Genomic DNA, 13,042 nt, shown 5'->3' on the forward strand with positions numbered 1-13,042 from the left:
AGGAGGAATTGACAATGGAAATTTTCAAAAGACTGGAACAACACGACTACGAACAATTAATTTTTTGCCAAGATAAAAACTCAGGGCTTAAAGCCATCATATGCATTCATGACACAACGCTTGGGCCTGCACTCGGCGGGACGCGCATGTGGAACTACGCAACAGAAGAAGAAGCAATCGAAGATGCAATCCGCCTAGGCCGCGGCATGACTTATAAAAACGCAGCTGCTGGGCTTAACCTTGGCGGCGGGAAAACCGTTATTATCGGCGATCCGTTGAAAGACAAAAACGAAGAAATGTTCCGCGCATTCGGCCGCTTTATCCAAGGCTTGAACGGCCGTTACATTACAGCTGAAGATGTAGGGACTACTGTGGCTGATATGGACTTGATCCACGAAGAAACAGATTTTGTTACTGGAATCTCTCCAGCATTCGGATCTTCAGGCAACCCTTCGCCAGTAACTGCTTACGGCGTTTACATCGGCATGAAAGCGGCAGCGCTTGAAGCATTCGGCGACGACTCGTTGGCAGGCAAAACCATTTCTGTCCAAGGCGTCGGAAACGTTGCTTATACACTTTGCAAACACCTTCACGAAGAAGGCGCGAAATTGATCGTTGCCGATATCAACAAAGAAGCTGTTGAACGCGCAGTAAACGACTTTGGTGCAATTGCAGTTGAACCGAACGAAATTTATTCGCAAGAAGCCGACATTTTTGCTCCATGTGCAATGGGCGCGATCATCAACGATGACACCATTCCGCAATTAAAAGTGAAAGTGGTTGCAGGATCTGCGAACAACCAATTAAAAGAAGAACGCCACGGCGATGAACTTGAAGCAAAAGGCATCGTTTATGCACCTGACTTTGTTATCAACTCTGGCGGCGTCATCAACGTTGCAGATGAATTATACGGATACAACAACGAACGTGCGATGAAGCGCGTTGAAACAATTTACGACAGCATTTCTAAAATCTTCGAAATCTCAAAACGCGATAACGTGCCAAGCTATATTGCTGCTGACCGTATGGCGGAAGAGCGCATTGAACGCGTACGCAACTCGCGCAGCCAGTTTTTGCGCAACGAACACAATATCTTAAGCAGACGCTAAGAAAAGCGGAAGTGCCTGTTCAGCTCTGACAGGCATAAGACAGATCGGCGAAGCGGCGCTTTTTGCTGCACAGCCGAGCAGTCTTATGTCCCGAAGAGCTAGGCACTGGAGACTAGACAAAAGAAAAGCGGAAGCGGCCGTTTAGGTTCGACAGGCGTAAGACAATCTGCCGAAGTGGCGCTTTTTGCCACACAGGCAGAGTGGCTTACGACCCGAGAAGCTGGCCGCTGAAGCTGGACAAAAGCAAAGAAATGGGGAGATCGTTTTGCAAGGACAGCTGCATCGCATATTAGTCATCAATCCCAGCACAACTTCGACTAAGATCGGCGTTTTTGACAACGATATCCTGATTATGGAAAAAACCATTCATCATTCTGAACGCGAGTTGGCACAATTTGCCTCGTTCTCCGACCAGCACGCATACCGGAAACAAAAAATTTTGGAAGCGTTGGATGAAGAAGGCATGAACGTGTCCAACTTGTCAGCGGTCTGCGGCAGAGGCGGATTGCTCCGGCCAATTGAAGGAGGCACCTATTTGGTGAATTCGGATATGCTTAGCGATTTGCGGGCGGGCTATGCTGGCCAGCATGCCTCGAACCTAGGCGGAATTCTCGCTTACGAAATTGCCGGCGGGCTGAACATTCCTTCATTTATTGTCGATCCGGTTGTCGTGGACGAATTGGATCCAATTTCCCGGTTTTCAGGGTTTTCCTTGATTGACCGGAAATCGATTTTCCATGCGTTAAACCAAAAAGCAGCAGCCCGCCTTTATGCAAAAGAGCAGGGCTGTAAATACGAAGAATTAAAAATAATAGTCACTCACATGGGCGGCGGCATAACTGTCGGCGTCCATTCGGGTGGACGCGTAATTGAAGTCAATAACGGTTTGCACGGCGACGGGCCCTTCAGTCCTGAACGCGCCGGAACAGTGCCAGCTGGCGATTTGGTTGATTTGTGTTTTTCCGGGCAGTATTACCGCCATGAAATCATGAAAAAACTGATCGGCCACGGTGGGCTGGCCGGATATTTGGGCACGAATGATGTAATGGCTGTTGAAAGGCGAATCCAAAAAGGCGACAAACAAGCGGAGCAAGTTTACGAAGCAATGGCTTATCAAGTTGCTCGTGAAATCGGTTCTGCAAGCGCTGTATTAAGTGGAAACATAGATGCCATCATCTTAACCGGCGGACTGGCGTATGGAAAAGGATTTGTCGATTCCATTACAAAACGAGTCAGCTGGATAGCGGATGTGGTGGTGTACCCAGGAGAAAACGACCTTCAAGCTTTAGCGGAAGGTGCGGTCCGGGTATTAAAAGGCGAGGAAAAATCAAAAATCTATCCAACAGGATAAAGAAGCAAGAAGGAGGTCATTTTCATGGCTCAAAACTATGACGTGGTAATTTTAGGCGGCGGCACGGGCGGATACGTAGCTGCTATACGTTCAGCACAGCTTGGCTTGAAAACGGCAATCGTCGAAAAAGGAAATCTTGGCGGAACTTGCTTACATAAAGGCTGTATTCCAAGCAAGGCGTTGCTGCGGAGCGCTGAAGTCTACTCGACGGCTAAAAATCACGCAGCAGATTTCGGCGTGGTCACAGGCGATGTATCCCTTGATTTTTCTCGGGTGCAGCAGCGGAAACAAGGCATTGTCGACCAATTGCATGCAGGCGTCCAAGGCTTGATGAAAAAAGGCAAAATCGACGTTTACGAAGGAATTGGCCGGATTTTGGGACCGTCTATTTTTTCTCCAAATGCAGGAACGATTTCCGTTGAACTGAATAACGGCGAAGAAAACGAAATGCTGATTCCAAATAACGTCATCATTGCGACCGGCTCACGCCCGCGCACATTGCCTGGTTTAACGATTGATGGCAAGTACGTGATGAGTTCGGATGAAGCGTTGTTAATGGAAGAACTTCCTAAGTCTATTCTAATAGTCGGCGGAGGCGTTATCGGAATCGAATGGGCATCGATGCTCAATGATTTCGGCGTCGAAGTGACCGTCATTGAGTATGCGGACCGCATTATTCCGACCGAAGACAAAGACGTCTCCAAAGAAATGCAAAAATTGCTTGCGAAAAAAGGCATCAAATTTGCAGTGAGCGCTAAAGTTATGGCAGAAACGCTTGAAACCGGCGACAACGGTGTAACGGTCCAAGCGGAAATAAAAGGCGGAATGGAAACATTCTCTGCTGAAAAAATGCTGGTATCAGTCGGCCGTCAAGCAAATATCGAAAACATCGGCTTGGAAAATACCGATATCATCGTCGAAAAAGGATTTATCAAAGTGAAAGATTCCTTCCAGACAAAAGAATCCCATATTTACGCGATTGGTGATGTGATCGGCGGTCTTCAATTGGCACATGTTGCATCCCATGAAGGAATTACTGCAGTTGAGCACATTAAAGGCAATAACCCCCATGCCATCAATTACGATCTTGTGTCGCGCTGCATTTATTCGAGCCCTGAGGCAGCAAGCGTCGGCATTACGGAAGATCAGGCAAAAGAAAAAGGATTTAACGTAAAAGTCGGCAAGTTTTCGTTTAAAGCGATCGGCAAAGCCTTAGTATATGGCGAATCTGATGGTTTCGTCAAAATCATCGCCAATAAAGACACCAACGACATTTTAGGCGTCCATATGATCGGGCCCCACGTAACCGATATGATTTCAGAAGCAGGCCTTGCCATGGTTCTGGATGCCACTCCGTGGGAAATCGCCGATACCATCCATCCGCATCCGACACTTTCCGAAGTGATGGGCGAAGCGGCGTTGGCGGTTGACGGCAAAGCGATCCATAGTTAAAGGAGGAATTGGAATGGTTGCAAAACACGAAGAAATTGGTTTGACGAATGACGATGTGCTAAAGATGTACGAAACGATGATGACTGCCCGCCGCGTCGATGAGCGCATGTGGCTTTTGAACCGTGCAGGAAAAATTCCGTTCGTTATTTCTTGCCAAGGGCAAGAAGCGGCTCAAGTAGGGGCAGCATTTGCACTGGACAATCAAAAAGATTATATCGCACCTTATTACCGCGATTTAGGCGTAGTCCTTCATTTCGGCATGACGCCAAAAGAATTGATGCTTTCTGCGTTTGCAAAAGCGGAAGATCCAAACTCAGGCGGACGCCAAATGCCGGGGCATTTCGGGCAGAAGAAAAACCGCATTTTGACGGGTTCTTCACCTGTTACGACGCAATTGCCTCACGCAGTTGGCGTTGCACTTGCTGGAAAAATGAAAAAACAAGATTTCATCACGTTTACAACTCTTGGCGAAGGATCATCCAACCAAGGCGATTTCCACGAAGGCTTGAACTTTGCCGGCGTCCACAAATTGCCAATCATCACAATGGTTGAAAACAATAAATACGCGATTTCGGTTCCTTTTGACCGCCAAGTAGCGAGCAAAAACGTATCGGACCGGGCGGCAAGCTACGGCATGCCGGGCGTTACGATCGACGGCAACGACCCGATCGAAGTGTACAAGCATGTTAAAGAAGCAGCCGACCGCGCACGCAGAGGCGAAGGCCCGAGCTTGATCGAAACGGTATCAGAACGAATGACGGCCCACTCATCAGATGATGACCACCGCCAATACCGGTCTGCAGATGAATTGACTGCACAAAAAGACAAAGACCCGATTTTGTTATTCGGCGCTTATTTGAAAGAAAACAACATCTTAACCGACGAACTTGAAAAAGAAATCAACGACCGCATCATGGTGATTGTCAACGAAGCAACGGATTATGCAGAAAATGCACCGTACGCAGCACCGGAAGATGCATTGAAATACGTCTACGCTGAAAAAGGAGGAAACGAATAATGGCAGTTATGAATTATATTGACGCCATCACGCTTGCCATGAAAGAAGAAATGGAACGCGATGAAAACGTTTTTGTTGTCGGTGAAGATGTCGGCAAAAAAGGCGGCGTGTTCAAAGCGACGCAAGGCCTCTACGACCAATTCGGCGAAGACCGCGTAGTGGATGCACCGCTTGCTGAGTCTGCCATTGCAGGCGTAGCTATCGGAGCTGCGATGTACGGCATGCGCCCAATCGCTGAATTCCAGTTTGCCGATTTCATCATGCCGGCAGTCAACCAAATCATTTCAGAAGCTTCCCGCATTCGTTACCGTTCGAACAACGACTGGTCATGCCCGATCGTTTTCCGTGCACCATTTGGCGGAGGCGTCCACGGCGCGCTTTACCATTCGCAATCGGTAGAAGCGGTATTTGCCAACCAGCCAGGGCTGAAAATCGTTATTCCTTCAACGCCATACGATGCGAAAGGCTTGTTGAAAGCAGCGATCCGCGATGAAGATCCGGTCATGTTTTTCGAGCATAAACGCGCGTACCGCTTGATCAAAGGCGAAGTGCCTGAAGAAGATTACACAATCGAAATCGGCAAAGCAGACGTCAAGCGCGAAGGCGATGACATTACCGTCATCACTTACGGCTTGGCGGTCCATTTCGCTTTGCAGGCAGCAGAACGCTTGGCAGAAGACGGCATTTCCGCACACGTCCTTGACCTTCGCACCATTTATCCACTGGATAAAGAAGGCATCATCGAAGCTGCGAAAAAAACCGGCAAAGTATTGCTTGTTACAGAAGACAATAAAGAAGGAAGCATCATCGGAGAAGTGGCAGCGATCATCGCTGAAAACTGCTTGTTCGACCTGGATGCTCCGATCAAACGCCTAGCAGGTCCAGACGTGCCGGCAATGGCTTACGCGCCGACCATGGAAAAATTCTTTATGATCAATCCGGATAAAGTTGAAAAAGCCATGAGAGAACTTGCTGAGTTTTAATAATAAATTTTATAAGTTGAACTAAAGAAGGTGCCTTTTATAAGCCGCTTCAGCCGCTTTGGGCAGGACTCTACGCGATTTATGCAGCGAGTAGTACTCCTGCATCGCTTCGCGGCAAGCGAAGCTGTTTTGCGGAATATCTGCAATGACATCCAGAAGCAGTTGCGTCCGTACAGGGTTGAAAAAGAAAGAAAAAAGCAGTTAAGGAGGAATCCCTTTGGCTATTGAAAACATTAAAATGCCTCAGCTTGGTGAAAGTGTAACAGAAGGAACCATTGAAAAATGGCTTGTTCAGCCAGGCGACCATGTCAATAAATACGATCCTTTGGCAGAAGTGAACACCGATAAAGTAACAGCGGAAGTTCCTTCTTCATTCACAGGGATCATCAAAGAATTAGTCGCTGCAGAAGGCGATACGCTTGCAGTCGGCGAAATCGTTTGTACGATTGAAACCGAAGGCGGCGATTCGGCTCCAGCGGGCGACGCAACTCCGCAGCCGGCAAATGTTGGCAAGGAAAACGTCATGCCAGCAGCTGACACGGAACTGACAACCGGCATGACCGGCACCAAAGGCTCTTCACAGCCTGCGCGTCCAGCGGGATCCAAAGCTCGGTATTCACCGGCAGTGCTTCGTTTGGCGCAAGACAACGACATCGACCTTGCCCAAGTAAACGGTTCAGGCAATGAAGGACGCATCACGCGCAAAGATTTGATGGCGCTGATCGACAGCGGCAACATTCCGAAAGCGGGCGATGCTCCTGCAGCAGCCCAGGAACCTGCGCAACCCGCAGCTCCACAAGCAGCACAGCCGCAAGCTTCTGCACCAGCAGCAAAATCGGCTTCGATTGAAAGCGCACCTGGCGACATTGAAATTCCAGTTACCGGCGTCCGCCGCGCAATTGCAGCGAATATGCTGAAGAGCAAACACGAAGCGCCGCATGCGTGGATGATGATTGAAGTGGATGTAACGAACCTGGTCGCTTACCGCGATTCCATCAAAGGCGAATTCAAGAAAAAAGAAGGCTTCAACATTACGTATTTTGCGTTTTTCGTAAAAGCCATTTCGCAAGCATTAAAAGAATTCCCGATGATGAACTCGATGTGGGCTGGAGACAAAATTATCCAGAAAAAAGACATCAATATTTCCATCGCGGTCGCTTCAGACAATGCATTGTTCGTTCCGGTCATCCACAACTCGGACGAAAAATCGGTCAAAGGCATCGGCAAGGAAGTCAACGAGCTGGCGCTAAAAGCCCGTTCTGGCAAGCTGAAATCGGCAGATATGCAAGGCGGCACATTCACGGTCAACAACACCGGATCATTCGGTTCCATCCAGTCCATGGGCATCATCAATCATCCGCAAGCGGCTATTGTCCAAGTGGAGTCGATTGTGAAGCGCCCAATGGTCATGGCTAACGGCATGATTGGCGTACGTGATATGGTGAACTTGTGCTTATCTCTTGACCACCGTGTGCTTGACGGACTTGTTTGCGGACAATTCCTGGCGCGTGTGAAAGAAATTTTGGAGAATATGTCTAAAGAAAATACGTCGGTATATTAATGAAAAGCTTGGAGTCCATCGCGGCTTCAAGCTTTTTTTGCTTTAATGTCCACGATGAGTCAGGTAAAATGAAAAGAGATAGCCTTGGGGAGGGAATAGCGTGACAATTGAATCGATGAAAAAGACCCGATTTTCAAAACGTACATATCAGGAGTGGCAAGCAGCTGCTGAACAGGCATTAAAAGGCAAGTCTTTTGATGCTGCGTTAAAAACACCGACCGTTGAAGGCATCCTGTTAGAGCCTTTGTATACGAAAGAAATGCTCGACAAACTTTCAGGCGTTCTGCCGATGCAGACGGCTGCCGTTCAGAATGGCAAAAACCATGCAGGCTGGCTGGTGGCACAAGAAGTGGTTGGCGAAACAGCCGGCCAAATTTTAGAGTCCATTAAAGAAGGCTTGGCACGTGGAAATGAAATGGTCGTTTACACGAGTTTAAACAACCTGGAATGGGAAGACGATCAACTTCAAGAGCTGGCGGCATTGATTGTCGATTACCCGATTTATTTTAAACTGACCCACGAAGACCGGGCGATTTTACGCGTTTTTGATTTTATTGAAGCGGACCAAGCGGCTCGCGTCCAAGGCGTTATTTTCTCGGAAGATCCGGTCGAAGCGCCTGAGAATGTTCGCACGAAATTGATCGATTTGCTGCCGGTGCACAATTCAGGCGGTTCGATCGTCCATGAACTGGGCGTCGCACTCAGCATGCTGGCAGATCACATCGAACCGGGCAATTTCAAAGAGCAAGCCGAGCGCTTGTGGGTGCGTTTTGCCATTGATACGCATTTTTTCCAGGAAATCGCGAAATTGCGGGCATTCCGCGTCTTGTGGAACGCATTTTGTTCGGCTTACGGCGAAACGGCTCACACGGTACCGATTTTCACCGAAACTTCGGTACGTTCCTATTCCAAGCTGGATCCGTACGTGAATTTGCTGCGGGCAGGAAACGCAACACTTTCTGCGGTGCTTGGCGGAACCGATGCCCATACGGTCCATCCACACGACTTTTTAACGACTCCAGATGCCGTCAGCCGGCGGATCGCGCGAAACGTTCAATTGGTCATAAAAGAAGAAGCGCATGTTTCGCATGTAATCGATGCAGCTGCCGGATCGTATTTTATTGAAACTTTGACCCATGAATTTGTGCAAGCGGCTTGGAGTTATTTCCTAGAAATCGAACAAGCGGGCGGCTATAAAGAAGCGGTGAAATCCGGCTGGCTGACCGATGATTTCCAAGCGAAATGGCTGGAGCGGGAAGCGAAAACAGACAGCCGAAAAGCATCGCTGATCGGCACCAATATTTACGCCAACCCACAAGAAGCAGTTAAAAATGATGACATCCGTTTCAGCCATTTGGAATATTTGGCTGCAAAACGCCTTGCTACGCCATTCGAGAAATTGCGGGCAACGAGCAAGGAAAGTATGCTGAAAACGGCCGTCCTTCATTTAGGCCCGCTAAAAGACGTGAAACGCCAATCGGATTTCGTGCTCGGATTTTTAGCAGTCGGCGGAATCGAGCCGCTGTTGAGTCCAGAATTGAATTCCGCTGAAGACATCAACCGCTTTTTAACGGAAAACGAAATTGGTTATGCCGTGATTTGCGGCCAGCCTAGCCAAATCGAAGCCGTGCTTCCAGGTATTTCAACCGAAGCGGTGCTCGATGTTGCAGGGAAATTCCCGGTCGAACTGATGAACGAGTGGAAAGTGAACGGAATCGGCGAAGCTATTTACAGCGGAAAACCGTTGACGGCAAAACTTGAACAAATTCTTAGCTTAGGAAAGAAGGCTTTCTAATATGACCAAACCTGATTTTTCCAAAGTGAATATCCAAAACGTCAACATCCAAGAAAGCGGTTTGAAACACGACAACGCTTTTGTCACCAATGAAGGCATTGCCATCAAGCCTGTTTACACCGAAAAAGATGTTGCTTTCCATGAAGAAAGCATGCCGGGATTTGCTCCCAATGTCCGTGGGCCCTATCCAACAATGTATGTGTCACGGCCGTGGACCGTGCGGCAATATGCTGGATTCTCGACCGCTGAAGAAAGCAATGCGTTTTACCGCCGCAATTTGGCGATGGGCCAAAAAGGCTTATCCGTTGCTTTTGACTTGGCCACACACCGCGGCTATGATTCGGACCATTCGCGCGTCGTCGGCGATGTCGGAAAGGCGGGCGTTGCCATCGACAGCGTAGAAGACATGAAGATTTTGTTTGACGGCATTCCGCTCGACCAAATGTCGGTATCGATGACAATGAACGGTGCGGTTGTGCCAATCATGGCATTTTTCATCGTCGCCGCCGAAGAACAAGGCGTGTCGCCCGAACAACTGTCAGGGACGATCCAAAACGACATTTTGAAAGAATACATGGTGCGCAATACGTATATTTATCCGCCTGCCATGTCGATGCGCATCATTGCAGATATTTTCAGCTACACGTCGCAATGGATGCCGAAATTCAATTCGATTTCCATTTCTGGCTACCACATCCAGGAAGCGGGAGCGACTGCCGATATTGAACTTGCCTATACGCTCGCTGATGGATTGGAATACGTGCGGACTGGGCTTGCTGCAGGCATTGAAATTGATTCGTTCGCTCCAAGGCTGTCGTTTTTCTGGGGCATCGGCATGAACTATTTCATGGAAATCGCGAAAATGCGGGCAGCGCGTGAAATTTGGGCGAAAATGATGAAATCGTTCGATCCAAAAAACGATAAATCGCTGGCGTTGCGCACGCATTCCCAAACGTCCGGCTGGAGCTTGACGGAACAAGATCCGTTTAATAATGTCACCCGTACGCTGATTGAAGCGAACGCCGCAGCTATGGGCCATACGCAGTCCCTGCATACCAATGCACTCGACGAGGCGATAGCGCTGCCGACAGACTTTTCCGCGCGCATTGCCCGCAATACGCAATTGTTCCTTCAGGAAGAAACGGGAATGACCAACGTCATCGATCCGTGGGGCGGTTCGTACTCAGTGGAAGCGCTGACCAATGAACTGATGGAAAAAGCATGGGATTTGATTGAAGAAGTTGAAAACCTTGGCGGCATGGCAAAAGCGATTGAAACGGGACTTCCGAAAATGCGCATTGAAGAAGCGGCTGCCAAAAAGCAAGCACAAATCGATTCGGATGAAGAAATCATCATCGGCGTCAACCGCTACCGGCTTAATCAGGAAGACCCGATCGATATTTTAAATATCGACAATACGCTGGTTCGGAAAACGCAAATCGAGCGTTTGGACCGCATGAAAGCGGAACGCGACAATGAAAAAGTTCAGGAAGCGCTAAAGCGCCTGACAGAAGCAGCTTTAAACGAAGAAGACAATATTTTAGCGTATGCAGTGGAAGCGGCGCGCCACCGGGCAAGCCTCGGTGAAATTTCCGATGCCATCGAAGTGGCATCAGGACGGCATAAGGCGGTGATCCGATCTGTGAGCGGCATTTACAGTTCGAATTTCTCCAACCAAGAAGAAATCCAAGTGGTCAAAGAAATGACGGAAGACTTTATGGAAAATGAAGGGCGCCGTCCCCGCATTTTGATTGCGAAAATGGGGCAGGACGGACATGACCGCGGCGCCAAAGTTATCGCAACCGCATTCGCGGACCTCGGCTTTGACGTGGATATCGGACCGTTGTTCCAAACGCCGGCTGAAACGGCTCAGCAAGCCGCAGAAAACGATGTCCACGTAATTGGGGTGAGTTCGCTGGCGGCTGGGCATATGACGCTTGTGCCGGAACTGGCAGCTGAATTGAAAAAAATCGGCCGTGAAGACATCTTGATCGTCGTCGGCGGCGTAATCCCTGCGCAAGATTATGCGTTTCTTCGCGCAAATGGCGCCAGTGCCATTTTTGGCCCCGGAACCGTTATTCCGGTAGCAGCACAGAAAGTCATCGAGGAAATTTACACGCGCCTTGGCTATGAGGAAGTGGCGGACTGATGGATCAGGAAAACGTCTCTCGGCAAGTCTTAAAAGGCGTTGCTGCTTCCCACGACGGCATGAGTTCAAATCCTCGGAAAAAATTCAAAAAACCGCCTGGTGCGGCGCTTAATATTGCAGAAATTGCAGAAGGCGTCAAAAGCGGCTCCCGTCTTTATTTGGGAAAAGCCATTACGCTTTTGGAAAGTTCGAATCCTGCCCATAAAGCACAAGGGCAGGAATTATTGAACCAGCTGTTGCCTTTTACCGGAAACAGCATCCGCATTGGCATCACCGGCGTGCCAGGAGCCGGGAAAAGCACGTTTATCGAAACGTTCGGTGGAATGTTAACAGAACTCGGTAAACGCGTCGCGGTACTCGCGATCGATCCCAGTTCGTCATTAACCGGCGGCAGCATTTTGGGCGATAAAACGCGGATGGAGCAGCTCGCCCGCAATCCGCACGCGTTTATCCGGCCATCGCCGACTGCCGGTACGCTCGGTGGCGTCCATAAGAAAACGCGCGAAACGATGCTGTTATGTGAAGCAGCAGGCTATGACGTAATTCTGGTTGAAACGGTCGGAGTCGGCCAAAGCGAAACCTTGGTGCGCGGTATGGTGGATTTGTTCATGCTGCTCGTGCTGACCGGAGCTGGTGATGAGTTGCAAGGCATGAAAAAAGGCATTTTGGAGCTGGCTGATGCCATCGTAGTCCACAAAGCAGACAGCAATAACGCCAAACTGGCCAAGAAAACGCAAGCCGAGTACAAGCAAATGCTGCATTTTTTGCAGCCGGCTACCGAAAGCTGGAAGACGCAGGCGCTCACGGCTTCGTCTCTCGAACAGACAGGCATTCGGGATATTTGGGACATGGTGGAGCAGTTTGAGGAAACGGTGCAGGCGAGCGGCTACTGGCAAAAACGGCGGCAGGAGCAGACGAAAGACTGGTTTGGTTCCATGATTGCCGATGAACTCCACAGCCGTTTTTTCAGCCAATCCGCTAAGCGGGAACTGGTCAAAACGCTTGAAAAACAAGTGGTGAACGGGGAACTGACGGTTTCCAAAGCTATTTCCAGCCTCTTCGAGTAAGGTTTTTTGCATGTCTTTTCAAGGGATGCTATGATTAACAGAGTATGATAGAAGGAGTGATAAGAATGGCTATGGATTTTAATTTTTTAATGAATGATATCGTAACACAAGCCCGCCAGGAATTATTGGACGGCGGCTATACACAGCTCCAAACAGCTGAAGAAGTAACTGAAGCTTTTTCTAAACCAGGAACAAGCCTTGTCATGGTCAACTCTGTATGCGGTTGCGCAGGCGGCATTGCCCGTCCAGCTGCATTGCATGCCATCCATTACGACAAACGCCCTGATAACTTGTATACAGTTTTTGCAGGACAAGATAAAGAAGCAACGGCTCAAGCCCGCGCGATTTTTGGAGATGACCATCTTCCATCGTCTCCATCGTTTGCCATCATGAAAGACGGCAAATTGGTGGATGAAATTGGGCGCCACGAAATCGAAGGGCATGACCCAATGTCGGTCATCACGCATATCCAAGCATTGTTCGAAGAGCATTGCGACGAGTTGTAATCTCATAATGCCCCCATTAGCGGGGCATTTTTTCATGTCGAAAATTGGAGG

General features: G+C 49.0%; 10 protein-coding genes. All 10 read left to right on the plus strand.

Annotated features, from left to right (window positions below; genetic code table 11):
* The first annotated feature begins 14 nt into the window (after nucleotides 1–14).
* The 10 genes from ACRRQV_RS01915 (at nucleotide 15) to ACRRQV_RS01960 (ending at nucleotide 12,991) form a co-directional block, all read left to right on the plus strand.
* Nucleotides 15–1,109, plus strand: a complete 1,095-nt coding sequence (locus tag ACRRQV_RS01915; RefSeq protein ID WP_432527083.1) for a Leu/Phe/Val dehydrogenase — start codon at nucleotides 15–17, stop codon at nucleotides 1,107–1,109.
* Nucleotides 1,110–1,374: 265 nt separating this feature from the next.
* Entirely contained in the window at nucleotides 1,375–2,460 is a 1,086-nt protein-coding gene (gene buk, locus ACRRQV_RS01920) for a butyrate kinase (RefSeq protein WP_432527085.1), read from the plus strand.
* A gap of 24 nt (nucleotides 2,461–2,484) precedes the next feature.
* The gene (lpdA, locus tag ACRRQV_RS01925; RefSeq protein ID WP_432527087.1) at nucleotides 2,485–3,912 is read left to right on the plus strand and encodes a dihydrolipoyl dehydrogenase; all 1,428 of its coding nucleotides are present in this window, start codon (nucleotides 2,485–2,487) and stop codon (nucleotides 3,910–3,912) included.
* 13 nt (nucleotides 3,913–3,925) lie between these two features.
* Complete coding sequence (locus ACRRQV_RS01930) at nucleotides 3,926–4,930, plus strand: thiamine pyrophosphate-dependent dehydrogenase E1 component subunit alpha (protein WP_432527089.1); 1,005 nt, start codon at nucleotides 3,926–3,928, stop codon at nucleotides 4,928–4,930.
* Entirely contained in the window at nucleotides 4,930–5,913 is a 984-nt protein-coding gene (locus tag ACRRQV_RS01935; RefSeq protein ID WP_432527091.1) for an alpha-ketoacid dehydrogenase subunit beta, read from the plus strand. Before ACRRQV_RS01930 ends, ACRRQV_RS01935 begins: the two co-directional genes overlap by 1 nt.
* Before the next feature lie 217 nt (nucleotides 5,914–6,130).
* On the plus strand, nucleotides 6,131–7,474 hold the full coding sequence (locus ACRRQV_RS01940; protein ID WP_432527093.1) for a dihydrolipoamide acetyltransferase family protein: 1,344 nt from the start codon (nucleotides 6,131–6,133) through the stop codon (nucleotides 7,472–7,474).
* A gap of 100 nt (nucleotides 7,475–7,574) precedes the next feature.
* A complete protein-coding gene (locus tag ACRRQV_RS01945; protein WP_432527095.1) occupies nucleotides 7,575–9,269 on the plus strand; it encodes a methylmalonyl-CoA mutase family protein in 1,695 nt (564 codons plus the stop codon).
* Nucleotide 9,270: 1 nt separating this feature from the next.
* Nucleotides 9,271–11,418 (plus strand): methylmalonyl-CoA mutase, encoded by a 2,148-nt coding sequence (scpA, locus tag ACRRQV_RS01950; protein ID WP_432527097.1) that lies wholly within the window; start codon nucleotides 9,271–9,273, stop codon nucleotides 11,416–11,418.
* Nucleotides 11,418–12,485 (plus strand): methylmalonyl Co-A mutase-associated GTPase MeaB, encoded by a 1,068-nt coding sequence (gene meaB / locus ACRRQV_RS01955; RefSeq protein WP_432527099.1) that lies wholly within the window; start codon nucleotides 11,418–11,420, stop codon nucleotides 12,483–12,485. Before scpA ends, meaB begins: the two co-directional genes overlap by 1 nt.
* 65 nt (nucleotides 12,486–12,550) lie before the next feature.
* Nucleotides 12,551–12,991, plus strand: a complete 441-nt coding sequence (locus ACRRQV_RS01960; protein ID WP_432527101.1) for a BrxA/BrxB family bacilliredoxin — start codon at nucleotides 12,551–12,553, stop codon at nucleotides 12,989–12,991.
* Nucleotides 12,992–13,042: the final 51 nt, after the last annotated feature.

The sequence above is a fragment of the Planococcus sp. YIM B11945 genome, assembly GCF_050864155.1.
Classification (GTDB): Bacteria; Bacillota; Bacilli; order Bacillales_A; family Planococcaceae; genus Planococcus.

Coding starts and splice junctions, on each gene's coding strand:
- ACRRQV_RS01960 (WP_432527101.1), top strand. CDS start 12,551: ATGGCTATGGATTTTAATTTTTTAATGAATGATATCGTAACACAAGCC.
- ACRRQV_RS01915 (WP_432527083.1), top strand. CDS start 15: ATGGAAATTTTCAAAAGACTGGAACAACACGACTACGAACAATTAATT.
- lpdA (WP_432527087.1), top strand. CDS start 2,485: ATGGCTCAAAACTATGACGTGGTAATTTTAGGCGGCGGCACGGGCGGA.
- ACRRQV_RS01935 (WP_432527091.1), top strand. CDS start 4,930: ATGGCAGTTATGAATTATATTGACGCCATCACGCTTGCCATGAAAGAA.
- ACRRQV_RS01930 (WP_432527089.1), top strand. CDS start 3,926: ATGGTTGCAAAACACGAAGAAATTGGTTTGACGAATGACGATGTGCTA.
- meaB (WP_432527099.1), top strand. CDS start 11,418: ATGGATCAGGAAAACGTCTCTCGGCAAGTCTTAAAAGGCGTTGCTGCT.
- scpA (WP_432527097.1), top strand. CDS start 9,271: ATGACCAAACCTGATTTTTCCAAAGTGAATATCCAAAACGTCAACATC.